The organism is Rhizobium rhododendri, from assembly GCF_007000325.2.
In the GTDB taxonomy this organism is placed as follows: domain Bacteria; phylum Pseudomonadota; class Alphaproteobacteria; order Rhizobiales; family Rhizobiaceae; genus Rhizobium; species Rhizobium rhododendri.
Genome location: NZ_CP117268.1, coordinates 1,340,203 through 1,362,113, shown reverse-complemented (window position 1 = coordinate 1,362,113; position 21,911 = coordinate 1,340,203). Strand labels below are relative to the sequence as shown.

Below are 21,911 nucleotides of genomic sequence, written 5' to 3'. Positions count from 1 at the left end.
CTCGATTAGCCGCTCTTCTTGACGCCGACCATGCGGATCATGCCATCAGGCGAGGGGACAAAGCCGGTGACGGCCTTGTTGTAGGCCCAGATCCAGGCGGAATGGCCGAGATAGATGATCGGCAATTCATCGTTGAGGATGGCGAGCGCCGCATTGTATTTTTGCTTGCGGACTGCGGCGTCTTGCGACTGGCGAGCTTCGACCAGCAGCTTGTCGACCTCGGGGTTGCTGTACTTGGAATCGTTCAGTCCGGCGCCGGTGGTAACGAACTGCTGGATGTTACCATCCGGATCGGCCCGTCCCGACCAGTCGGAGCGGCTGAGCTGATAGTTTCCGGCCGTCTGGGCATCGAGCAGGGTGGCGAATTCCGTCGGCTTCAGCGTTACGTCGAAGCCGGCTTCGGCGACCATCGACTGGATGATCTGCATCATCTGCAGGGTGACGGGATCGTTGGTGACGGCGATTTCTACGGGCACGCGCTCAAAGCCGGCCGCCTTGATCAGGGCTTTGGCCTTGTCCACATCGCGGGCGGGCACCGGGATATCCTTGTCGAACCAGGGGCTATTGGGCGAAAACGGCTGGTTTCCGGCCAGCGCCGTGCCGTCGAAGACGATCTGCATTGCCGCCTCCCGGTCGATGGCAAGCGAGAATGCCTGGCGCAACCGCTTGTCCTCACCCATCGGGTTCTTGGCGCGCGGACCGTTGCCGATGTTGGCGTAGATGCCGAGCCAGCCCGTGCCGACGGCGTCGGCATAGGCGAGCTTGGGGTCGCCCTTGACCGTCGCCACATCGGTGGCTGAAACGCGCTCGATCATGTCGAGATCGCCCGAGCGCAGATTGGCGAGGCGCACTGTCGTGTCCGGGATCGGAAGATAGGTAATCTTGTCGATGAAGATATTGTCCTTGTTCCAGTAGTCCTGGAACTTCTCAAGCACGATGCGGTCCTGTTGCACCCGCTCGACGAACTTGAACGGGCCGGAGCAGACGGGATGATCTCCGAATTTTGCACCGGCGGCCTTGGCGGCTGTGGGCGACACCATCATGCCGGCGCGGTCGGAGAGCTGGGCAAGCAGTGTCACATCCGGCGCTTTCAGCGTGAACTTCACCTCGTATTCGCTGGTTGCCTCGATGTTGGTGACGGAGGAGAGTTCGCTCTTACGTCGCGATTCCGGCATCGTCTTGTTGCGCTGGATATCGTCTACGACAGCCTGGGCGTTGAAGGGTGTGCCGTCGTGGAACTTGACGCCCTGGCGTAGCGTCATCGTCAGCTCCTTGCCATCAGCCGACCACTTCCAGGCTGTCGCCAGCTGCGGAACGAACTCGAGCTTCGGCGTCACATCGACCAGCTTGTCGCACAAGGCCGTATAGACGATGCGGCCGACGAAGGTACGGGATTGGGCGGGGTCGAGCACATCGGCGTCGTCCTGCAGCCCGATTTTTAGCTCGGCACCGAGCGCCGGCAGGGCGCAGAGGGTGCCGATGGAGAGGAGCGATAGAAATTTGGCGATTTTCATTTTTGTTTCCCCTGTTTATGGCGCGGTCCGGTCAAGGCCGGATCCATCTGTGGTATTCTCAATGCTGCCTCAGGCATCCTCTTGCCGCAGTGCCGGCAGTTGGGCGTCGAAGGAGGTGACGCGGATCAGGCTTTCCTGCAGCAGCAAAAGGTGCTGTCGCATCGCTTCGGCGGCGCCCATCGGGTCGCGTGCCGCGATCGCGTCGATGATGGCCCGATGCTGATCGTGGGTCCGCTCCCGCGTGCGGCTGTTGCTGCGGGCCAATTCGCGAATGGTTTGCCACGCTTCGTCCTGGCGAACGTGATTGATAAAGTCGAAAATCGTCAGGAAGAACTGGTTACCGGCGCTCTGGGCGATCAGCCGGTGCAGGGCGCCGTCCCACAATTCCCGACCGTCCGCATCGTCGCTGCGGTAGATCTTTTGCGCCAGTTCGTACATGCGCCTGATCGAAATGTCCTTGGCGCGGATCGCGGCAAGCTGGGCCAATTGCGGTTCGATCCGCAAGCGGACTTCCATGATTTCCGTAATATCGGTGCTGGCGACGATCGAGCCGACGTGCTCGCTCCAGCCATCGGGGCGCGGTCCGGCATAGGTGCCGGATCCCTGCTTGCGCCAGATCAAACCCTCTGCCTCCAGCACCTCGAGAGCCCTGCGCAGGGCGCGACGGCTGACGTCGAACTGTTCCGACAGCGCCCGCTCGGTGGGCAGCTTGCCGTCTGCATCGAGCTCGCCCGAGTGCAGCAGGCCTCTCAGCCGTTCCAGAGCATAGGTCGAATTTTCCGGCAGGTTGCTCACGGTCATATTCCAGCTCAAGGCGAACCAATGTTTGATTGGTTCCATTCAAGCCACGTTGCAGCGAGGCGTCAAGCGCTTTTTTGTGCATCCATGAAATTGCATAATTATTGGGCTAAGCGCTTAGGCCGCAAATGTGCCCGAGCCGGGTCGGCTCAAGCGTGCTGCCGGGATTGGCTGCCCCGGCAGATGCTGCAGCGCGCTTGGATGGGCGCACGGTGCAAATGACTATTTGTTTTAAAAGACCGAGCCTACTTCCAGCTCTTGCCGTCGGCAGCGGCGCAGCCGTATGGGGGCAGGTTGTTGGAAAACGTCGTCTTCAGGCGCGCGCAGCCCCAGGCGTTGATCGGGGCGGGCATGGAGGAATTGAGCGTGATGCCGACTTCATCATAGGGGCTGTCGGTGTTGGTGACGTAGCGATACCAGCGAAAACCGACCGTCGCGACCAGTGCGATGACGATGACGAGGATCAGGCGAACCAGCATTTTCATAATCTTTTCCTTGCTTCAAAACGCCGCCCTCTAGCAGCCTTGTCGGCAAAGCAAAAGCGTTTGTATCGAACATCGAGGGAACGGCGGCTCCGGCGCCGACAGGCCGGAGCAAGGCCAATAGGCGATGAAATGCTTGGAATTGCCGGTGAAGCGCCTCATCTGGCACATTGTTAAAATAAGATATGCTTTCTTCTGTAATCGATAATCGACAGGTGTTAGCTTGTGATCAGACGCATTGGAGCGTCAGCTTGAACAGATTTCCCATGACAAACTCAACAGAGCAAGAGCGCCTCGAGGCGCTATACAATCTCGGGCTTCTCGATACGCCAGCCAGTGAAAATTTTGATCGCATAACGCGAATGGCAAGCAAAATTTTCAATCTACCGATCGCTGCCGTGTCACTGACAGACGTCGATCGGCAATGGTTCAAATCCCGCGTCGGCGTCGATCACGACTCCATTCCTCGGGATCGCGCGCCGTGCGCGCAAGTGGCGGAATCCAAGGACCTGTTGGTCATTCCGGATATGGCAGGGGACAGTTGCTACCGGGAAAGCGTTCTTGGCAAAAGCGGCATTCGCTTCTATGCCGGCGCCCCTTTGATAACGCGCGAGGGGCACGGCCTCGGCGCCCTCTGCGTCCTTGGAACGGAGCCGCGCACCGCGACGGAGGAAGAGCTTTCGGGCTTGCGGGACCTCGCCGCGATGGTAATGTCGCAAATCGAACTGCAGCATTCCATCGGCCGGATCGACCCGATCAGCGGTCTGCCAAACCGGGTGCAGTTCTTCGACGACCTTTCCGACCTCGTACTGGACGATGCCAGCGGGCTTCAACGTTTTGCCGTTCTGGTCGATCTTGCCGATAGCGCGCAGATCGATACGCTCGCGCGGGTGATGGGTCCGGCCCATGTAGACACCTGCATTCGGGAGGCCGGACGGATCATCCGGTTGTCCCTCGGCCACGCAAGAACCACCTATCACGTGTCATCGACGCAATTCGCTTTCATCGCTCCGAAAGCGGTCCGAAAACAAAAATATCTTGCCAGACTTGGCGTTATGCTGGCGCAGATCGAAGCTGGATTGAGCCTCAGGTTCGTGATGACGCCGGTGATGGGTGTTGCGCCGTTTATCGCCAGAAAAATCATCCCGGCGGAACTTTTGCAGCAATTGAACAGTGCCGCCCAGGATGCACGTAGCATCGAGGCCCGGGTCAGCCTTTTTTCGGCCTCCAGCCACGCCAAGCACGAACGCGCCTTCCGGTTGCTGGAGGATTTCGGCACGGCTCTCGATTCAGACAATCAATTGTCGGTCGTGTTCCAGCCGCGCATAGATCTTGCAAGTGGTCGCTGCGTGGCGGCCGAAGTGCTGTTGCGCTGGCGCCACCCGGACTTTGGCGCCGTCTCGCCCGGCGAGTTTGTGGCGATCGTCGAGCATTCGCCGCATGTGCGGAAAATGACAGCCTGGGTTCTGGATGCCGCCCTTCGCCAGACAAGGGCCTGGAAGGACACCGGCCTGCATATGCCGCTGTCCGTCAACGTCTCTGCAGCCAATCTGGAAGAGGAAGACTTTGCCGAGCAGGTCGGTCTTGCTTTGCGTCGCCACGAAATTTCGGTTGAGATGCTGGAGCTGGAGGTGACGGAAAGCTCGATCATGAAGGACGCGGCAAAGGCAATGGAAAAGCTGCGCTCTCTGGCGGAGGCCGGCATCCGTCTCTCCATCGATGATTTCGGCACCGGCTACAGCAGCTTGTCCTATCTCCAGCTGCTGCCGGCAACCGTCGTCAAGATCGACCGGTCCTTCATCAGAAACCTGGAAGACGGAACGCGCGAGCGCAACCTCGTGCGATCGATGATTTCCCTCAGCCACGACCTCGGCTACCGCGTCGTCGCCGAGGGTGTGGAAACCAGGAAAGCCCGGGACATTCTTGCCGGCATCCATTGCGACGAGGCGCAGGGCTATCTCTTTGCAAAGCCGCTGAAGCCTCGCGAGTTCGAACGCTGGCATGATTCGCAGCAGAAGAGTCTGGCTGCCACCGGCGACACTTATCGGTCGGCTTGAGGCAAGTCCCTGATGTCAATTGCACCCTTGGATGGCGCGGCGCCGCGCCGGTGTTTCTGCCATGGTTGTGACGCGATCCCTAAGGGCGCCCGGATCGTCACGGAGGCCGCTAAGTGTTTGTGTTTTCACTTCTTGTCAATTTACGATATTCCACCACTTTGGAGGTTCTGCTAATTTCTGCAGGGCTGGCTCCGACGGGGCCATGTGACAGAGTGGGGATCAAGGGTGACGGCTTCGTTCGAAGGTATTTCTGGGCTGGCTCTGGAAAAGATGGATGACACGACGTTCGACAGCCTCGCATTCGGGGTGGTCGGCCTCAATGCAGACGGTATCGTCGAACGCTATAATGCGACGGAATCATCTCTTGCCGGGCTTCGTCGGGAAACCGTCCTGGGTTCGGACTTTTTCGATGAAATTGCCCAGTGCATGAATAATTTTCTGGTCGCGCAACGGTTCGAGGACGAAGATCAGATCGACGACATCATTCCTTATGTCCTGACATTGCGTATGCGTCCCACCCCTGTTCGGCTTCGCCTGCTGAAAGGGTCGGATTTGGCGCTGAGATACATTCTGATACTGCGCTGATCGGGCACCGTCATGGAACAGTCGCAAGAGATCGAATACGAAAAGCTTCTGCAATTCGTCTACGCATGTCCCGTCGGCCTTGTCGACATGGCGCGCGACGGCGCGATAAACCTGATGAACCCGCTTGCCATGAAACTCGTCATACCGCTGGCGACAGACGGCATCATGACAAACTTGCTGACGGTGTTTGAAAACACGGCTCCCGAATTGCGCTCGCTGATCCAGGATTTTGCCGGCAGGCGGGGAACGATTTGCGATAACCACCGCATTTACGCTGGGCCGATAGCCGCCGACAAGCCCGACGAGCAGCGCATCCTGAACTGCACCATCGTCAAGCTGAAGGACGAGCGTTACGTGGTGACGCTGACCGATGTGTCGCTTCAGGTCCGCCAGGAGCGACGGCTGAGGGAAGCCGAGACGTGGTTCGGGTCGCTGCTGGAGGGTGTCAAGGATTTCGGCGTCGCATCGCTTGGTACGGATGGCGTGATCGATGCGGTAAATTCCACCCTTCTGGAGCAGACCGGCTTCGACGCGTTCGAGTTGGAGGGGATGCCGATTGGCGATCTGGTCGAGCCGCAGCCGGGCGGACAGGGGGCCTATATGGACCGTCGCCTCGAACACGCACGAAGGGACGGCTGGCATATCGACGAAGGCTGGGGCCTGCGACGCGACGGCGAGCGTTACTGGTGCCAGAGCCTCATCGCCGTATGCGCCGACAAAACGGCTGGCAGCGACACGTCGATCCAGGGATACACCGTCATCATGCGCAAGGTGGAGCGGCGTGACACGGATATGCTGGAACTCAAGCGGCTGTTGCGAACCGACCACCTCACCGGCGCCTACAACCGCGGTGCGTTCTTCGAAGCTGCCGAAAAAGAGTATGTGCTAAGTCGCGGCTCCGGACGATCCTTCGCCATCCTCATGTTCGACATAGACCACTTCAAGCTGATCAACGACAGCTACGGCCACAGCGTCGGCGACGATGTGCTGCGTTCGGTGGCCAACGCATGCCAGACAATGATGCGGCCCGGCGACACGTTTGCGCGCATCGGCGGCGAGGAATTCACAATCCTCCTGCCCGACACGTCTCTGGAGGAATCGGTCGAAATCGCCGAGCGCGTCCGGATCGCCATTGCCTCCGTGCCCGTGAGTGTCGGAGATTCGCTGCTGAAGGTTACGGCAAGCTTCGGCTGTGCAGCCGGTCCCTTGTCAGTCGGAAGTGCGGCAGCACTGCTTGCCGCTGCCGACGGAGCGCTCTACAGGGCCAAGCGCGCGGGCCGCAACCGGACGGAATCCGCACCTATGAAAACCGTGTTGGCCTGATCCTCATGCTCAGCCGCGCTGCGACTGCCCGCGTTCTGCAAAGCCTGATCGAGGCGGAGGTGAAGAGCGCGAGAAACCGGTCAAGCGGAGCCCGCAGCGTGAGAGCCTCCACTGCGGGGTCATGGTCCGAGGACCTGTCCATGGGGCGCGACGACAACGCAGGCCTTGGCTTGGATTCGCTGGAAATGATGATGGTCGGGTCTGCCATCAACGAGATGTTTCACCTCTACGAAGGCGAGCAGGATCTCGATCCGACCGCAATGGACACGTTCGGCGATTGGCTCGATGCTATCGAGGCCGCCTGGGCGGACGGTGTTTCGAAGATGACCTTCCTGACGTCGGGCTCGACAGGCCTGCCGAAGAGATGCGTGCATGGCGCTGCTGTGCTGAACGGGGAGGCTGGATTTTTTGCCGGCCTTTTCACCTCGCGCCGCCGCATCATTGCGCTTGCACCGGCACATCACATCTACGGTTGCCTGCTGACTGCCTTCCTCGCCGACCGGCTTTCTGTGGATGTCATCTCCGGCGCGACCTCATCTCCACGATTTCTGAACAACGGGCTGTTGCCGGGAGACCTTGTCGTCTCCTTCCCAGACAGGTGGGCGGCAATCGATCGCACTGTCTCCACCTGGGTCGCCGACGTCGAAGGTGTCGTGTCTACCGCGCCATGCCCCGCTCCGCTGATGACGTCCCTGATCGATCGCGGGCTTGGCGGCATGACCGAACTCTACGGATCGAGCGAGACGGCGGGGATCGGCTGGCGCCGGCATCCATCCGACCGATACACCTTGATGCCGCACTGGAGTTTCGAAAATGACCGCGGGGAAGTCGCTGCGGGCGTGAGGCTGCGCGGTTTGGACGGAGCGGTCCATGATGTTCCCGACACCATCGAGAGGATAACCGACCGGGCGTTTACCGTCGGCAGCAGGCGCGATGGCGCCGTTCAGATCGGTGGAATAAATGTCTGGCCGCAGCGTATCGCGGCCGTGCTGGAGCAGCATCCCAAGGTACAGGCGGCGTCGGTGCGCGTCGCGCAGATGCCGGCCGGCGCTCGCCTGAAGGCGTTCGTCGTCCCCGTTTCGAGCTGTGCCGAAGAGGAACTTTCATCCGATCTCGAGACGTGGTGCAGGCAGCGGCTTTCAGAAGTGGAATGCCCACGCATCTGGACGTTCGGCGCCACGCTGCCCGTTAATGAATTCGGCAAGGCGGCGGACTGGCGCAACTAGGGCCGGTGGCTGAGAGGAAGATGCTTCTCTCGTGCCCGGTAGAGACTCTCGCAGCAATCCCGTGACGAATTCACGGATTGGTCGCGGCGTGCGTGCCTGATGCAGCGGTGGCGAGGATCTGCGAGGCATTGTTGTCGTCCGATGTCGGTCCTGCGAGCCACCATCCGATGGCGGCTGATGCCACCATCAAGGTGCCCGCAACCAACCATTTCGATTTTCGCCTATCGTTTTCGGGCTTTGCGCCCTTGCCGGTGTCCATGGGGTCGTCCTTTCCAGAATTTAGATGCTGATGATAACGGGGCTGCTTGCCAGCGGCTGATTGCGCCCGCTGAGCGCTTCGACGGATACCCGCAATAAGGGGCGTTCATCGATGCCTTTATCACTGACGAAAGAGCTGTGGTCGCCTGAGGCTATGCTGCCGCCGACCCATAGCGACCACATCACTTTCGTCAAGAGAACATCCGTCAGTGCCGCAGCTTTCTTGAGGACGTCAAGCAACATCGGTGCCGGGAACAAGACAGCGCCGGCCACGGCAGCGACAATCACGGTGCTCAACAGGATCCGCGCCGAACTGCGCTTGCGGTTACGCGGCGCTGCCCCGTTGTTGCGCCGCAGACCGCACTTGGTCATTGCCATCGGTTGGTCCTTTGCAGGTCTTAACAGCCGGGTCTGTCGCTGGCAGAGGCGTTGGCCGTCGGGTGGGGAGGGACATGCCTCAGCACTTCGCCGAGCGATTTCGCCAAGCCCTTCAAGATATCGGGCGGGACATCCTGGAGGGCATCGACATAGGCGCTGGTGGTGGAGGCCTGCAGATGCCGCAGGTTTTCAGCGCCCTTTTCGGTGAGCGAAAGCCGGCCGTTCTCATCGGCAATGCTGCCGCCGTCGCACAGCGACCACATGACTTCCGTCAACAACTCGTCCGTGACCGACGCCGTTCTCTTCAGCGCATCAAAGGTCGTGGGGCCAGAGATGACGAGATGGCGGAGCACGCTGAGTTCGACAAATGTGAATTTGTCGTCCGAGAAGGCCGACGGGATGGTGTCGCAGACAACGCCGGCAACCAACGCGGTTATCCGGTCAAGGCCGATGGCGACGTCAAGCACGGTTCCTTGGTCCAGTTCAGTCATGGTTGGCTCCTGCAAAAGCGGTCGTCTATGTCCGCGGGCCCTTGTCGGTACCCGCATATCCCGCGCCGATTGCAACGTTCAAAGACACGTAATCGGTGGCGCTCTGCTGGATTGCGGCAGCCAGGCTTTCCTTTGCGGTCGCAAGCGAAAGCTGGGCGTCGATGACGTTCAACAGAGACGACGCGCCGTCCTTATAGCTATCGGTCGAGAGTTGCAGGGCCTCCTGGTAGGAATTGACCTGGGCACGCAGGGCGGAGATCGTCTGTGCATCGCGACGAACAGCCGAAAGTGCATTCTCCACGTCTTCGACGGCGGTCAGCACGGTGGACTTCCATGTCAAATAGTCGGCTCGAGCGTTGGATTCGGCGATCTTGACATTGGCGCGTAGCGAACCGCCGTCGAGGATCGGAAGATTGAGCGTCGGCCCGAACGACCATGAGGTCAGGCTGCCATGCGATCCGCTGGATGTGACATAGGAGGGCGAAATCGAGCCGCTGAGCGAGATGCTCGGATAGAGCTTGGCTTCGGCGACGCCGATCTGGGCCGTCGCTGCTGCGAGGTCCCGTTCTGCCTTACGGATGTCCGGGCGGTTGCGGATGAGGTCGGCGGGAACGCCGGTGGCGACATTGCCGCGGAAGACAGGTTGCCTGCCCCCACTGCGCATGTCGGCAATGACGGTTGCCGGGGGCATGTTCAGCAATGTCGCGATGTGATGGACCTGCTGTCGGTAGCTGATTTCGAGGCCCGGCGCTTCGGAAAGCGTCGAATTGACGAGACCTTCGGCCTGTACCACGTCCAGGCGCGAGGCCGCTCCCGCAACCATCTGGAACTTTGTCAGCTCCAGCGTCTTGCGGCGGGAGGCGAGACTATCGGCAGCGATGGAAATGCGCGCCTGATAATAGCGGGCATTGATATAGCTTGTCACCAGATCCTGGAGATAGGTCAGCCGCGTGACGTCGACCGTGGCGTAGGCGGCGTCGAGCGAGTCGAGTGCCCCTTCGCGGGCGCGGCGATACTGGCCGAAAAGATCGAGCAACCAGGATGCCGTCAGGTCGCCGGCAGTCGAGTTCGTGGTGGCCAGCTGGGTGCGTAGCTTGCCTTTTTCGCCGCTGGTGGTGTTCGACCCATCGGCCGAAAGGCTGGGAAGGGCGCCGGCACCGGCAACCGTGACGTCGCCCTGGGCGGCGACCGTGGCCTCGATCGACGACAGGATCGATACGTTCTGGGCGAGGCCGGTGGCGACAAGGCTCTCGAGCTTCTTGTCGTGATAGGCCGACCACCACTGGCGGCCGGCGATGTCTTCGTTGGCCTTCGTGGTCCCTTCCGAGAAAGTAGGAGGCAGCGGCATCACCGGCGGCTTGTGATCAGGACCGCTCACGCAGCCGGCGAGGAGAAGGAGGATGGCGGGGGAGGCCGCGCGGGGAAAAATCATGAAGCTATCTCACGAATTGATCGAACCGAACCGTTCGGTTCGACTCTCGAGTATAGAGTTTGGCCCGTTCCGACAAGGCCGGGCGTGTTGCCATTTTTCGCCCGTGCGTCTGGTGTCTGGGTTAGCGGGGCAGCAATCCGTTGAAAATCATGTCGAAATGCGCCGCGAGAGAGGTCTCCCTGTCGAATGCGCGTCGATCGTCGAAGATCAGCCTGAAAACCATGGCCAGCATGATGGGAGACATCACGACTTCGGCCGTCGAGGCAGGTCCGGTCTTGAACTCGCCGTTGCGCTGGCCCTCATCGATGATGGACTGGGCAAAGCTTATCAGCGGTTCGATGAACCGCCTGTGATTCTCGTCGATCACGTGGGGAAAGCGCGTGCCTTCTGCAATCACAAAGCGCAGGAGTTCCCGCATCCGCCGGCTCCCGAGAAAATTGTCGTAGAGGATCTCGATCAGCGTCCGCAGGCGATTTTCACAGTTTCCCTCGAGCTTCCTACCGCTTGTCAGTATATCTTCAAAAGGCGTGGAGATGTGGTTGATCATGGCTGAGAACAACTCCTCCTTCGTTTCAAAATAGACGTATATCGTCCCCTTCGTAACTCCGACGCGTTCCGCAATGTCTTCAACCCGCGTCGCAACATAGCCGCGCTCGACAAACTCTTCGAAAGCAGCATCGAGAATTTGCTTCGGCCGCCGTGCTTTTTGCTCGGCACGGGTGATTTTTACTTCATTAGTCATTTGTATGTCTCTCTGCTTAACTGTCTGTGGAAATTTGGCGCAAAAATCCATTGACTGTTGAGTTAGTCAATTATATCAAGCGGAGACTGATAACAAGAGGCCACTTCATGAAAAGCGTTTTTAGCATCGCGCTGCTGGCTTCGGCTGCCGCCGTGCTGTGCTCCTGCGACAAACAGCAGAGCAGCGAGGCCAAACCGAAGCTGGTGGAGACGGTCGTCGCTTCAACCGCGCCAATTGCTGCGAGCAATTCCATTACCGGCGAGATAGACGCACGCGTCCAGAGCGACCTTTCGTTCCGGGTGAGCGGACAGATTATCGAGCGGCTCGTCGACGTCGGTTCGGCCGTCAAGGCTGGACAGGTTTTGGCAAGGATCGATCCCGCCGAGCAGAAGGCCGATCTGGCGGTGGCAAAGGCCACCCTTGAATCGGCGCAGGCCGTAGAGACGCAAGCTCAGCTCGCCTACCAGCGCCAGCTCAACCTCTTCAAGACGCAGGTGACCACCAAGGCCTCGCTCGACCAGGCGCAGGAGACGCTACTGACGGCACAGGGGACCACCAAGTCCGACCAGGCCTCGCTCGAGACAGCGCAGGACGCTCTCTCCTATACAGAGTTGCGGGCTGACTCCGATGGCGTGATCACCGCAAGGAATGCCGAAGTTGGTCAGGTCGCCCAGGCAGCATCCGCGGTCTTCACGCTTGCCCATGACGGGCCGCGCGATGCCGTGTTCAACGTCTACGAGTCGCTTTTCCTGAAGAACAAGCCCGTCGACAAGGTCACCATCACGCTGCTCTCCGACCCGACCCGCCATGTCGAGGCATCGATACGCGAGATCTCGCCGACGATCGATTCCACGACGGGGACCATCAAGGTCAAGGTTGGCCTCGAAAATGCTCCGACGATGCCACTGGGAGCACCGGTTGCAGGAACGTTCCGCTCACAGGCCGAGCCGATGATCGAGCTTCCATGGTCTGCAATGGCCTCCAAGGCCGGGCATACGGCTGTCTGGGTGGTCGACCCCGCATCCTCGAAAGTTTCCATCCGTCCCGTCGATGTCTCCACTTATGGAACGGGGAAATTCGGCGTCATCAAGGGCGTCGCGCCCGGCGACATCATCGTCGTCGATGGCACCAAGTTCCTGCGTCCCGACCAGGTCGTTTCCTACGGTAAAGGCGCCGCCCAATGAATTTCCGTCATTACGTCTTACCCATTCTCGGGCTGGCCATGCTGACATCCTGCGAAAAGCAGGAAGCCCACCAGGAGCCCATCCGTCCGGTGCTCTCCATCGTCGCCAAGTCCTCGGAGGCGTCCACGCTTTCGCTGCCGGGCACGGTGGAAGCCAGGATCGAGACGCAGCTCGCCTTTCGCGTGCTCGGCCGGGTCATCGCCCGCAACGTCAGCGTCGGCGACCTCGTCAAAAAGGGTGATGTCGTCGCCGCGATCGATCCGATTTCGCTCGAACTTGCGGTCAGGAGCGCCCAGTCCGATCTGGCAAACAGCCAGGCAACGCTTGCCAATGCCGCGTCCAGCCAGGAGCGCCAGCGCGCTCTAGCGGCCAGCAAGTCGGGAAGCCAGGAATCGCTCGACGAGGCGGTTCAGGCCTATAAGAGCGCCATTGCCGGTGTCGGTAAATCGCAGGCCAGTCTCGACAAGGCGCAGGAACAACTCGGCTACGCCAAGCTGCATGCCGAGTTCGATGGCGTCGTGACGGCAACCTCGGCCGAAGTCGGCCAGGTGGTTTCCGCCGGATCGAGCGTCGTGACGATCGCTCGCCCCGACCAGCGCGATGCGGTGATCGATATCCCGGAAGCAAGCTTCGGCAAGCTCACCGTGGGAGCCCCGTTCCAAGTGGCGCTGCAGCTCGATCCGACCGTGGTCGCCAAAGGCGTGATCCGCGAGGTCGCCCCAGAGGCCGAGTCGCTGACCCGCACAAGCCGAACGAAAATCACGCTCATCGACCCGCCCGACGCATTTCGCATCGGCTCGGTGATCACGGCGTCGGCGACCATTCCTTCCCAGCCGTTCATCGTGCTGCCGTCCTCGGCCATTCTGCTGAAAGACGACAAGCCGAATGTCTGGCTCGTCGATACGGCTGCGGCCAAGGTCTCCCTTCATCCGGTGACGCTTGACGGACCTGTCGTCGACGGCGGCTCCGTGAAGGTCACGGGCGGCATCAATCCTGGCGCACGCGTTGTCGTCGCCGGAGTTCATAAACTGAGCGACGGCCAGGCTGTCCGGATCGATCAAGGTGAAAATCCGTGAAAAAATTCAATCTTTCCGACTGGGCGCTCGAGCACCGTTCGCTCGTCTGGTATTTCATGATCGTCTTCGTGATCGCCGGTGTGTTTTCTTACATCAATCTCGGCCGCGAGGAAGATCCGAACTTCACGATCAAGACGATGATCATCCAGGCCCAGTGGCCGGGTGCATCGGCCGACGAGATGAGCCGGCAGGTCACCGACCGCATCGAGAAGAAACTCGAAGAACTGGATGCGCTCGACGTCACGCGTAGCGAGACCACAGCCGGGCAAAGCACCGTCTTCGTGGATCTGCTCGATACCACCAAGGCCAAAGATGTTGCGGGGATCTGGGTCAAGGTTCGCAACATGATCGCCGACATCAAGGGCGATTTCCCTTCCGGTGTCACGGGACCGACCTTCAACGATACATTTGGCGACGTTTACGGCAACATGTACGCCTTCATGGGCGACGGCCTGACCCAGAGGCAGCTGCGCGATCTCGTCGAGACCGCCCGCTCCAGGATCCTGACCGTCCCGAACGTCGGAAAGGTCGATGTCATCGGGGCGCAGGACGAAGTCGTCTACCTGGAGTTCTCGACCCGCAAGATCGCAGCATTGGGGATCGATCGCCAGTCAATCATCGATACGCTTTCCAACCAGAACGCTGTCACCCAGTCCGGCTTCGTTGATGCCGGGCCGGAGCGGATCGCGTTGCGCGTCGGTGGCCAGTTCACGTCTGAAGAAAGCCTGAAATCCATCAATCTTCGTGTCAACAACCGCTTCTTCCCACTCTCGGACGTTGCCACGATCAAGCGCGGCTATGTCGACCCACCCTCGGCCCTGTTCCGCTACAACGGACAGCCGGCAATCGGCCTCTCGATCGGCATGCGCGCCGGCTCCAACCTCCTGGAGTTCGGCAAGGGTCTCGATCAGAAGATGGATGCCATCATCGCCGACTTGCCAATCGGCGTGGACGTGGCACGCGTTTCCGATCAGCCGGCAGTCGTCGACGAAGCGGTATCGGGCTTCACACGTGCGCTGTTTGAAGCCATCGTCATCGTTCTTGCCATCAGCTTCATCAGCCTTGGCGCCCGCGCGGGCCTGGTGGTGGCGATCTCGATCCCTCTGGTGCTGGCGATCACCTTCCTCGTCATGTCCTACAGCGGCATCTCGCTGCAGCGAATTTCGCTCGGCGCGCTGATCATCGCCCTCGGATTGCTGGTGGACGATGCGATGATCGCGGTGGAAATGATGGTTGCCCGCCTCGAGGAGGGCGACGACCTGAAGACGGCCGCGACCTATGTCTACACTTCGACGGCTTTCCCGATGCTGACCGGGACATTGGTGACTGTGTCCGGATTCATTCCGGTGGGCTTGAACAGCAGTGCTGCCGGCGAATTCACCTTCACCCTGTTTGTCGTCATTGCAGTTTCCCTGGTGGTCTCCTGGATCGTCGCCGTGGTGTTCACGCCGCTCCTCGGCGTCACATTCCTGCCAAAGACCTTGAAGTCCCACCACGACAACAAAGGTCGCGTCGCACGCACGTTTTCCTGGTTGCTGCGGCTCGCCATGCGCTTCCGCTGGATCACCATCGGCCTGACCGTGATTGCCTTTGCACTCTCCGTCGGCGGCATGGGCATCGTGCAGCAGCAATTCTTTCCGTCGTCAGACCGCCCGGAACTCGTCGTCGACTGGAACCTGCCGCATAACAGCTCGATCTCCGAGACCAACAGGCAGATGGCGCAGTTCGAGAAGGAAGCGCTTGTCGGCAACACCGATATCTCGCACTGGACCAGCTACGTCGGCCAGGGCGCACCGCGCTTCATCCTGTCCTTTGACGTCCAGACCCCCGACGTGTCGTTCGGCCAGATGGTGATCGTGACCAAGAGCGTCGAGGTGCGCGACCAGGTGCGCACCAAGCTGCAGGCCTATCTGAACAAGACGTTCCCAGGCACCGACGCATTCGTCAAGCTGCTCGACATCGGGCCTCCCGTCGGAAAGCCTGTCCAGTATCGTGTCAGCGGCCCGGACATCCAGCAGCTGCGCGACATCACCCAACGGTTTGCCAGCATCGTCGGCAACCACCCGCTGCTGAGCAACATGACCTTTGACTGGAACGAACCCTCGCGCGTGGTGAAGGTTGACGTTCTCCAGGACAAGGCCCGCCAGTTGGGCGTGACATCCGCCGATATCGCCACTGCGCTGAACAGCGTCGTGCAGGGGTCTTCGGCCACGCAGATCAGGGACGATATCTACCTGATCGACGTCATCGGCAGGGCTCAGGGTGCTGATCGCGGCTCGATCGAGACGTTGAAAAATCTTCAGCTCCCCGGTACCAGCGGCAACTCCGTTCCACTGTCGGCGGTTGCCAACTTCCACTATGAGCTGGAACAGCCGGAGATATGGAGGCGCGACCGTGTGCCGACAATCATCATCAAGGCAGCGGTGGTCGGTCCGACGCAACCTGCGACCATCGTCCAGGATCTGAAGGGGAAGGTCGACGAATTCCGCAAGACGCTCCCTCCCGGCTACAGCATCGTCGATGGCGGCGCCGTCGAGCAGAGCGCAAAATCGCAAGGGCCGATCGTTGCCGTTGGACCGCTCATGCTGTTTGCCATGGCGACTATCCTGATGCTCCAGTTGCAGAGCTTCAGCCGGCTTTTCCTGGTGTTTGCTGTCGCTCCGACCGCATTGATCGGCGTGGCATCGGCACTGCTCATCAGCAACTCGCCCATGGGCTTCGTGGCGATCCTTGGCATCCTGGCGCTGATCGGCATCCTTATCCGCAACTCAGTCATCCTGGTGGTGCAGATCGAGCACCTCAGAAGCGAGGGGCGGCCTCCATGGTTTGCCGTCATCGAGGCGACCGAACATCGTATGCGGCCGATCATGTTGACGGCGGCGGCGGCCACCCTAGCTCTCATCCCGATCTCCCGCGAGATCTTCTGGGGACCGATGGCTTACGCCATGATGGGCGGCATCGTCGTCGGCACCGTCCTGACGCTGCTGTTCCTGCCGGCACTCTATGTGGCCTGGTTCCGCATCCGTCGGGAAGAAGAGCCGGCCAGGCACGAGCCCGCCGCCGGATAACCGACTTTGCTGCGAGCGCCGGTGTTTTCGTCGGCGCTCACCTATCTCACGAATGATGCCGTCGAGAGCGGTGTCGCGCCAACAAGGGCCGTGCCTCCATGATGTTTCCAGACAGATCGTACCGCCGCGCGGTGCAATTGACGGTCGTAATGGCTATAGGCCTTTCCGGCTGTGCGTCCCGGCCATCCGCCGCCGTTCTCGACCCAGCACGGCTGACCAACCTCCCGCAAAAACGCATCGTTCTCTTGACTGCGACAAACCGCAACGCGCTCGGGCCTTCAAAGGGTTACGGGGTCAACTGGTCCGAGACCGTCGCCTATCAGAGCTATGAGATGTCGGTGCCGCCAGCCCATAAGGTCTCGGCGATCGAGTACCCCACGGATCGCCCGGATCCGCAAAAGCAATTCGTGGTGACGAAACGTCAAGACCTGTCCGAGGGCGATTTCACCGCCGCTGCGGCTCGTTCCGTCGGCAGCGACGGAAGCGTCGAAGTCTATGTTCATGGCTACAATAATTCTTTCCAGGAAGCGCTTTATCGGGAAGCACAAATGATTACCGATTCAGGGCTCGACAGTCCCATCATGTTTTCTTGGCCGTCGCAGGCATCGGTCGTCGGATATGTGGCTGACAAGGACGCTGTGCTCTATTCCCGGCATGATCTTGAAACTGTCGTCAAAGCCCTTTCATCGGCAGACAAAGTCAAGCGCATCGTTCTTTTCGGCCACAGCATGGGCGGCTTTCTCGTCATGGAGGTTGTGCGCCAATTGAGGCTCGAGCATCGTGAGGACGTCATCGCCAAGTTGCAGGTGGTGCTTGCCTCGCCCGACATCGACCTCGACGTCTTCAAGTCGCAGATGAAGGAGATCGGCAAACTGCCTTCTCCGCTCACCCTGCTGATCTCCAAGGACGACCGCGCCCTTGAGGTATCCAGCCTTCTGGGTGCTGAGCGACCGCGGATCGGACGGCTGGATATCAGCGATCCGATTATTCAGCAGGAGGCCGTCAAGAACCACATCCGGGTTGTCGACCTGAGCTCCCTGAAGGCCACCGACGGCGTGGGACATGACAGGTTTGCATCGCTTGCCCGGTTCGGTCGGCAGCTTGAAATGCTGGACAGAAAGCCATCGGCTGCGCGGGTTGGCGCATTCGTCTTCGACGCGGCAGGCTTTGCGGTATCGAGCCCGTTCAAACTGGCCTCGAGCGTCGTGACGCCGCGGTAACGTCGCTGCGGGCGGGCACCTCATTTGAATAGGAGGTCCTTGTGGACGCTGCTTATGTTTCGGCCTTTTTCGGCCTGGCTGGTGCATTGGTGGGTTCTGTCACGTCATTCACCACGTCCTGGATCACCCTGTCGTCACAGGTGAAAGAGAAACGGCGCGAGGCCAATCGCACCCGTCGTGAAGCGCTTTTCGAAGGGTTCCTGTCGGAGGCTGCCAGATTATATGGTGATGCTCTCAGTCACGAGAAGGACGATATAGGCGATATCGTCATGATCTATGCGATCCTCGCCCGCATGCACCTGGTGGCGTCAAAGGCTGTCACCGACGCCGGCGAGCGGGTCATGGACGCCATCGTCGGCGAGTACATGACGCCGAACCGGAGCCTGTCAGAGCTCCGTCTTCTTGCTCGCAGCGGTCATATGAACGTCCTCGAAGAGTTCGCTGTCGCGTGTCGCAAGGAGCTGGATGCTTTCTAGGGCCGCAAATCCGAAAACGCGATTGCGAGACCGCCTATGCTTCAAGCAGCGCGACATGCGGAGCGGCAGTTTTCGGTATCGAGCCTGAAAGCCGCGGATCGGCGATGATTTCGACCATAAATTGAAACGGCTTAAAACCAGACCTACAGTAAAATGCGTAAGCTGATGGATGATCGAAGTGGCAGGTATGCAACCATAGGCGATCGATGTCCCTCGACCAGGCGGCGTTCAGCGCACTGGCCATCAGGTATCGTCCGCCACCTCGGCCGATAGCGCTGGCCACAAGCCCGCAATAGACGATTTCGCACTGGCCCGCTTCGCGAAAGTCGAGTTCAAGGAAGCCGATCTTCTGCGAACCGGCTTCGAGATAGTAGGTCTCGACATCGCGATCCGCGAGGGTTGCGGTGAGTTCGTCGTCCGGCATCTCGAGACGCGATACCCACAGCCAGTTTTCGCCGACCGCTCGGTATAGTGCACGATATTCGCCGAGGGACGGCGATTTCCAGCGCTGAAATGACATGCCGTCTTGCTCCGGGACGCTGATTTCCGGGCGCTGGCGCATCTCCAGACACGTGACGACGCTTGCAATCTGGCCAGGCGATACGGTCGAGTAGCCAGGCGGCAGCGGCGGCTTCAGTTCCATCAGTCATATTCCTTGTCGCGTACGGGGTAGAATGCGCTGCCCGTTAAAATTAACCTTAATTGATGATGAACAAAGTTTTGGCTAAGTCCCATGGATACCATAGGGCATTATAGGAAGTGATCACCGGGACGCCAGCGCGTTTCCAACAGCATCGAGGTCTCCATGAGCCGCCGTGCAAATCATTATGCCGAACTGTCAGGCCGCATCGTGTCGGCAGCGAAATTTTGCGAATTCCTTGACGCGGGGGGACGGGTGATGACGGGGGAGGACAGCAGCGGCTGGCGCGATGTCACGGCTGATGTCTTGCACAAGGAACGCATCAAGGTGCGAGAGCTCGAACGTATCCGCTCGCTTCTCTACTCCGACATGGTCCGAAAGGACAATGAGCCGAGCTTTATGATGCACTGACGTTGACAGACGCAAGCCCCCAGTGAATGGGGGCTCGGAACGAGCATGCGGCTGGGACGTCGCATTATCGTCCGGTTGCACCCAGCTGCGATCTGAACCGGGTTCCCGAATGTCCGGTCCTGGCGCGCGCGCGAAACTGCAGAATCTCTGCTCCGTCAACTGATGCCCGCGTTTTCATCATCATTTCGTATTCCGCAACAGCCTTGCACCACGTTTCGTGATCCCTGCCTTTCGGTCTGCCGGCCTCCTCCCAGAGGGCGTAAGCGCGTTTGCTGATCCATCCGTCCCTGTCGATATTCATCCTCTCCTCCTCCTTGGCCAGAATCAACCAGCAACTGTGGTTTCAGTTCCCGGAGGACTGGGGAACCATTGGGCAGAACACAGGTTGGAGCTGTGTAATTGCTGTGGACACGATGGAGGTAAGAGATGGCCAACCCGGACAACCCAAGCAAAGCCAAGGCTGCCGATGTCCAAGAAGACGCCGCCGGCCAATACCGCAAGCTCATCAAATCAAGCGACAACAATGGTGTCGCAAGTGCCAAGCCGCGTGTCCTCACGGGCTCGGACGACGCCACGGTCAACAAGGCACCCGATGGCAAGGAGCGGAAGAAAGACTGGGAGCTGAACTATGACCCCGCCGACATGAACGAAGGTAAGTTCAGGGGTTAACGGCTGGGTTTGGGGCGCTTGCATTCGCCAAGTTGCCCGGACCGGACGGAGGCAGCGATGCGTTCGATTGCGCACACTGGTATTCACCCGGTTACAATATTGACCCGGTTTCGGCCGCTAGCCTTGGCGAGGTACAAGTGTTGGTCCGCAATGGAAAACAGTTCGTCGTACGAAGCGGGGCGTTGGAAGGTGACGCCTCCGACGCTCACCGAAAGCGGGTTTGTGTCGTTTCCGGCGGGAAACTGGGCGTTTCGGATTGTCGACCGAATACGCTCGGCGATCTTGGATGCCTCCGTCACCGCCGCACCTGGCAGAAAAACGCCGAACTCCTCGCCGCCAACCCTGCCGACAAGGTCCGCTGGTCCGAGGCAAAGCTTAATGCTCTGCGAGATGATCTTCAGAGCTTCGTCGCCCTTTTGATGCCCGAAAGTATCGTTGATAGCTTTGAAATGGTCGGCGTCTATCAAGAGGAGTGAACCGGAACGCAGCGTAACCTGCTCCTCGGCTCTTGCCAGATAGCTTTCGACCAGAAGAGTGAATGCGCCTCGGTTTAGGACCGCTGTTAAGCTGTCTGTCGATGCTGTGATGGTCAGTTCGCGGTGGGAGATTGCGAGTTGCTGAACTTTCCTCAACAAGAGAAAAAGCAATGGGCCAGCCAAGCATACGGGCAGAAGGATATCCACGACAAGCGAGCGGTTTATTGCCTCGTCCGTCAAGTTCACGAAATTGAACGAGTCAACGAACACTGAAATGCCTACGCACGCCAGTGTGATGGAGATCGTGCCAGCGATGACCCGCGTCCAGCCGGTTGGCGTCCAGTCCAGTTTCATTCAGAAGTCCTAGTACAATTTCGGCAAGGCGGCATTTATTCGGCAAGGATATATGCATCATAGCTTTAATTCATTAAGCAAATTTGCAGGCCGACGTTGAGCTATGCCCGCCATAACGGTGTGGCTGCGTGCGTCAGAGGGATTATCGAGCGACCGCAGCACCAGAGTTTTTTTAAACATCAGAAGCAATGGGAACAGTCGGCATCCCTTCTATCCGTCAGCATTAATCCGCATTCAGAAAGTCGAGGAGTTTGCTCGCTCGGTGGTGTTTGTAACACTGGCCAATCACAGCGCTAGTGGCAACGTCCAACGCAGCAAACAGCTGCGACGTGCCACTACGAACATCGTGTCCCATGTTGTGGTGTAGCTCCGGCTGTCGCCGTGCCTTCCGGACAGAGCCGGGAATGGATCAGCTTGCGTCTGGCAGGCTAATGAGCGGATCATCGCTCATTGTGGCGATGGTCTCAAGTGTCATGTATCGGGATCGCTGAACGACCCACTCGTCATTTTGCTCAAGCAGTAAGGGCACCGACCAATCTGACGATGGCATCGTGTTGGGGAAGATGCCGACGACCTCAGTGCGCCGTTTGATCTCACCATTGAGGCGCTCGATCGGGTTTGTCGAATGAAGCTTTGCCCAATGCTGTCTGGGAAAGGTCATGTAGGCGAGCACGTCATGCTCAGCGCTATCGATGATATTGGACATTTTCGACACCTTCGACCTGATCTGGTCGGCGACATTGCGCCACTGGTGCTTGCAGCTTCGGGAGTGTCATGGGCAAGGGCCGTTGCGATGAAGGCGGACACGACACGCCGTCCGCTCTTTCCGGCATTGGCCAGGGCGTTACGCACGAAGTGGAAGACGGCACCTCTGCCAAGTGGCGGAGAGCACCTTCGACGCGGCTGCCTTGATACCCTCGTGCGCATCGGAGACGGCCAGCTTCACGCCCCGCAGGCCCATCAGTGGTATCCTTCAGGTTGGCTCTAAGCAACCCGACCCTAACGGAACACACTGGCGCCTCGTCAGCGACACCACGGTGGGGGACACGAT

Annotated in this window: 22 protein-coding genes and 1 pseudogene; 11 read left to right on the top strand and 12 right to left on the bottom strand. The window is 59.7% G+C overall.

What is annotated here, in order from left to right:
* Positions 1 to 5: 5 nt before the first annotated feature.
* The 3 genes from PR018_RS24065 to PR018_RS24055 all read right to left on the bottom strand — a co-directional run bounded on the left by PR018_RS24065 (position 6) and on the right by PR018_RS24055 (position 2,797).
* Entirely contained in the window at positions 6 to 1,514 is a 1,509-nt protein-coding gene (locus tag PR018_RS24065) for an ABC transporter substrate-binding protein (protein ID WP_142831316.1), read from the bottom strand.
* 69 nt (positions 1,515 to 1,583) lie between these two features.
* Positions 1,584 to 2,315: a FadR/GntR family transcriptional regulator gene (locus tag PR018_RS24060; protein ID WP_142831315.1), complete on the bottom strand. Its 732-nt coding sequence runs from the start codon at positions 2,313 to 2,315 to the stop codon at positions 1,584 to 1,586.
* 242 nt (positions 2,316 to 2,557) lie between these two features.
* Positions 2,558 to 2,797: a hypothetical protein gene (locus tag PR018_RS24055; protein WP_142831314.1), complete on the bottom strand. Its 240-nt coding sequence runs from the start codon at positions 2,795 to 2,797 to the stop codon at positions 2,558 to 2,560.
* Positions 2,798 to 3,156: 359 nt separating this feature from the next.
* On the opposite strand from PR018_RS24055, the gene PR018_RS24050 reads away from it, so the two are divergent.
* From PR018_RS24050 to PR018_RS24035, 4 genes are all read left to right on the top strand, one after another.
* Positions 3,157 to 4,851 (top strand): putative bifunctional diguanylate cyclase/phosphodiesterase, encoded by a 1,695-nt coding sequence (locus PR018_RS24050; protein WP_244615470.1) that lies wholly within the window; start codon positions 3,157 to 3,159, stop codon positions 4,849 to 4,851.
* Between the two features lie 225 nt (positions 4,852 to 5,076).
* On the top strand, positions 5,077 to 5,436 hold the full coding sequence (locus PR018_RS24045; RefSeq protein WP_202617198.1) for a PAS domain-containing protein: 360 nt from the start codon (positions 5,077 to 5,079) through the stop codon (positions 5,434 to 5,436).
* 12 nt (positions 5,437 to 5,448) lie between these two features.
* Positions 5,449 to 6,759 carry a sensor domain-containing diguanylate cyclase gene (locus PR018_RS24040; RefSeq protein WP_142831312.1) on the top strand — a complete coding sequence of 437 codons (1,311 nt, stop codon included), beginning with the start codon at positions 5,449 to 5,451 and terminating at the stop codon, positions 6,757 to 6,759.
* Between the two features lie 98 nt (positions 6,760 to 6,857).
* Positions 6,858 to 7,985, top strand: coding sequence for an AMP-binding enzyme (locus PR018_RS24035; RefSeq protein WP_161990989.1), 1,128 nt, complete (start codon positions 6,858 to 6,860; stop codon positions 7,983 to 7,985).
* A 70-nt stretch (positions 7,986 to 8,055) separates the two neighbouring features.
* On the opposite strand, the gene PR018_RS24030 is transcribed toward PR018_RS24035, so the two are convergent.
* From PR018_RS24030 to PR018_RS24010, 5 genes are all read right to left on the bottom strand, one after another.
* On the bottom strand, positions 8,056 to 8,244 hold the full coding sequence (locus tag PR018_RS24030; RefSeq protein ID WP_142831310.1) for a hypothetical protein: 189 nt from the start codon (positions 8,242 to 8,244) through the stop codon (positions 8,056 to 8,058).
* A gap of 20 nt (positions 8,245 to 8,264) precedes the next feature.
* On the bottom strand, positions 8,265 to 8,621 hold the full coding sequence (locus tag PR018_RS24025; protein ID WP_142831309.1) for a hypothetical protein: 357 nt from the start codon (positions 8,619 to 8,621) through the stop codon (positions 8,265 to 8,267).
* A 20-nt stretch (positions 8,622 to 8,641) separates the two neighbouring features.
* Positions 8,642 to 9,112, bottom strand: a complete 471-nt coding sequence (locus PR018_RS24020; RefSeq protein ID WP_142831308.1) for a hypothetical protein — start codon at positions 9,110 to 9,112, stop codon at positions 8,642 to 8,644.
* A 25-nt stretch (positions 9,113 to 9,137) separates the two neighbouring features.
* A complete protein-coding gene (locus tag PR018_RS24015; RefSeq protein ID WP_142831307.1) occupies positions 9,138 to 10,544 on the bottom strand; it encodes an efflux transporter outer membrane subunit in 1,407 nt (468 codons plus the stop codon).
* Positions 10,545 to 10,665: 121 nt separating this feature from the next.
* On the bottom strand, positions 10,666 to 11,286 hold the full coding sequence (locus tag PR018_RS24010) for a TetR/AcrR family transcriptional regulator (protein WP_142831343.1): 621 nt from the start codon (positions 11,284 to 11,286) through the stop codon (positions 10,666 to 10,668).
* 107 nt (positions 11,287 to 11,393) lie between these two features.
* On the opposite strand from PR018_RS24010, the gene PR018_RS24005 reads away from it, so the two are divergent.
* The 5 genes from PR018_RS24005 to PR018_RS23985 all read left to right on the top strand — a co-directional run bounded on the left by PR018_RS24005 (position 11,394) and on the right by PR018_RS23985 (position 18,310).
* Positions 11,394 to 12,470 (top strand): efflux RND transporter periplasmic adaptor subunit, encoded by a 1,077-nt coding sequence (locus PR018_RS24005; RefSeq protein WP_142831306.1) that lies wholly within the window; start codon positions 11,394 to 11,396, stop codon positions 12,468 to 12,470.
* Positions 12,467 to 13,546 (top strand): efflux RND transporter periplasmic adaptor subunit, encoded by a 1,080-nt coding sequence (locus PR018_RS24000; RefSeq protein WP_142831305.1) that lies wholly within the window; start codon positions 12,467 to 12,469, stop codon positions 13,544 to 13,546. Before PR018_RS24005 ends, PR018_RS24000 begins: the two co-directional genes overlap by 4 nt.
* Positions 13,543 to 16,614 carry an efflux RND transporter permease subunit gene (locus PR018_RS23995; RefSeq protein WP_142831304.1) on the top strand — a complete coding sequence of 1,024 codons (3,072 nt, stop codon included), beginning with the start codon at positions 13,543 to 13,545 and terminating at the stop codon, positions 16,612 to 16,614. The genes PR018_RS24000 and PR018_RS23995 overlap by 4 nt, the downstream gene beginning before the upstream one ends.
* 149 nt (positions 16,615 to 16,763) lie before the next feature.
* Positions 16,764 to 17,834, top strand: a complete 1,071-nt coding sequence (locus tag PR018_RS23990) for an alpha/beta hydrolase (protein ID WP_244615468.1) — start codon at positions 16,764 to 16,766, stop codon at positions 17,832 to 17,834.
* Positions 17,835 to 17,875: 41 nt separating this feature from the next.
* Positions 17,876 to 18,310 (top strand): hypothetical protein, encoded by a 435-nt coding sequence (locus PR018_RS23985; protein ID WP_142831302.1) that lies wholly within the window; start codon positions 17,876 to 17,878, stop codon positions 18,308 to 18,310.
* A gap of 34 nt (positions 18,311 to 18,344) precedes the next feature.
* On the opposite strand, the gene PR018_RS23980 is transcribed toward PR018_RS23985, so the two are convergent.
* On the bottom strand, positions 18,345 to 18,872 hold the full coding sequence (locus PR018_RS23980) for a GNAT family N-acetyltransferase (protein WP_341798994.1): 528 nt from the start codon (positions 18,870 to 18,872) through the stop codon (positions 18,345 to 18,347).
* Between the two features lie 243 nt (positions 18,873 to 19,115).
* Between PR018_RS23980 and PR018_RS23975 the strand changes: the two genes are divergently transcribed.
* Positions 19,116 to 19,361 carry a hypothetical protein gene (locus PR018_RS23975; protein WP_142831300.1) on the top strand — a complete coding sequence of 82 codons (246 nt, stop codon included), beginning with the start codon at positions 19,116 to 19,118 and terminating at the stop codon, positions 19,359 to 19,361.
* Positions 19,362 to 19,425: 64 nt separating this feature from the next.
* On the opposite strand, the gene PR018_RS23970 is transcribed toward PR018_RS23975, so the two are convergent.
* A complete protein-coding gene (locus tag PR018_RS23970; protein WP_142831299.1) occupies positions 19,426 to 19,662 on the bottom strand; it encodes a DUF2934 domain-containing protein in 237 nt (78 codons plus the stop codon).
* 125 nt (positions 19,663 to 19,787) lie between these two features.
* Between PR018_RS23970 and PR018_RS23965 the strand changes: the two genes are divergently transcribed.
* Positions 19,788 to 20,030 carry a hypothetical protein gene (locus PR018_RS23965; RefSeq protein WP_142831298.1) on the top strand — a complete coding sequence of 81 codons (243 nt, stop codon included), beginning with the start codon at positions 19,788 to 19,790 and terminating at the stop codon, positions 20,028 to 20,030.
* Positions 20,031 to 20,113: 83 nt separating this feature from the next.
* Here the strand turns inward: PR018_RS23965 and PR018_RS23960 are convergent, their stop codons facing one another.
* Together PR018_RS23960 and PR018_RS23950 are read right to left on the bottom strand one after the other, a co-directional pair.
* The gene (locus PR018_RS23960) at positions 20,114 to 20,860 is read right to left on the bottom strand and encodes a GGDEF domain-containing protein (RefSeq protein ID WP_142831297.1); all 747 of its coding nucleotides are present in this window, start codon (positions 20,858 to 20,860) and stop codon (positions 20,114 to 20,116) included.
* A gap of 409 nt (positions 20,861 to 21,269) precedes the next feature.
* Positions 21,270 to 21,821 (bottom strand): annotated as a pseudogene (locus PR018_RS23950) (transposase).
* Between the last annotated feature and the right edge of the window lie 90 nt (positions 21,822 to 21,911).

What these genes read in the sequence shown, in the direction of transcription:
- PR018_RS23965 (WP_142831298.1), top strand. Translation starts at nt 19,788, where the DNA reads ATGGCCAACCCGGACAACCCAAGCAAAGCCAAGGCTGCCGATGTCCAA.
- PR018_RS24015 (WP_142831307.1), bottom strand. Translation starts at nt 10,544, where the DNA reads ATGATTTTTCCCCGCGCGGCCTCCCCCGCCATCCTCCTTCTCCTCGCC.
- PR018_RS23970 (WP_142831299.1), bottom strand. Translation starts at nt 19,662, where the DNA reads ATGAATATCGACAGGGACGGATGGATCAGCAAACGCGCTTACGCCCTC.
- PR018_RS24040 (WP_142831312.1), top strand. Translation starts at nt 5,449, where the DNA reads ATGGAACAGTCGCAAGAGATCGAATACGAAAAGCTTCTGCAATTCGTC.
- PR018_RS23975 (WP_142831300.1), top strand. Translation starts at nt 19,116, where the DNA reads ATGAGCCGCCGTGCAAATCATTATGCCGAACTGTCAGGCCGCATCGTG.
- PR018_RS24030 (WP_142831310.1), bottom strand. Translation starts at nt 8,244, where the DNA reads ATGGACACCGGCAAGGGCGCAAAGCCCGAAAACGATAGGCGAAAATCG.
- PR018_RS24025 (WP_142831309.1), bottom strand. Translation starts at nt 8,621, where the DNA reads ATGGCAATGACCAAGTGCGGTCTGCGGCGCAACAACGGGGCAGCGCCG.
- PR018_RS23980 (WP_341798994.1), bottom strand. Translation starts at nt 18,872, where the DNA reads ATGCGCCAGCGCCCGGAAATCAGCGTCCCGGAGCAAGACGGCATGTCA.
- PR018_RS24005 (WP_142831306.1), top strand. Translation starts at nt 11,394, where the DNA reads ATGAAAAGCGTTTTTAGCATCGCGCTGCTGGCTTCGGCTGCCGCCGTG.
- PR018_RS23990 (WP_244615468.1), top strand. Translation starts at nt 16,764, where the DNA reads ATGGCTATAGGCCTTTCCGGCTGTGCGTCCCGGCCATCCGCCGCCGTT.
- PR018_RS24020 (WP_142831308.1), bottom strand. Translation starts at nt 9,112, where the DNA reads ATGACTGAACTGGACCAAGGAACCGTGCTTGACGTCGCCATCGGCCTT.
- PR018_RS24000 (WP_142831305.1), top strand. Translation starts at nt 12,467, where the DNA reads ATGAATTTCCGTCATTACGTCTTACCCATTCTCGGGCTGGCCATGCTG.
- PR018_RS24065 (WP_142831316.1), bottom strand. Translation starts at nt 1,514, where the DNA reads ATGAAAATCGCCAAATTTCTATCGCTCCTCTCCATCGGCACCCTCTGC.
- PR018_RS24050 (WP_244615470.1), top strand. Translation starts at nt 3,157, where the DNA reads ATGGCAAGCAAAATTTTCAATCTACCGATCGCTGCCGTGTCACTGACA.
- PR018_RS24010 (WP_142831343.1), bottom strand. Translation starts at nt 11,286, where the DNA reads ATGACTAATGAAGTAAAAATCACCCGTGCCGAGCAAAAAGCACGGCGG.
- PR018_RS23960 (WP_142831297.1), bottom strand. Translation starts at nt 20,860, where the DNA reads ATGAAACTGGACTGGACGCCAACCGGCTGGACGCGGGTCATCGCTGGC.
- PR018_RS24055 (WP_142831314.1), bottom strand. Translation starts at nt 2,797, where the DNA reads ATGAAAATGCTGGTTCGCCTGATCCTCGTCATCGTCATCGCACTGGTC.
- PR018_RS24060 (WP_142831315.1), bottom strand. Translation starts at nt 2,315, where the DNA reads ATGACCGTGAGCAACCTGCCGGAAAATTCGACCTATGCTCTGGAACGG.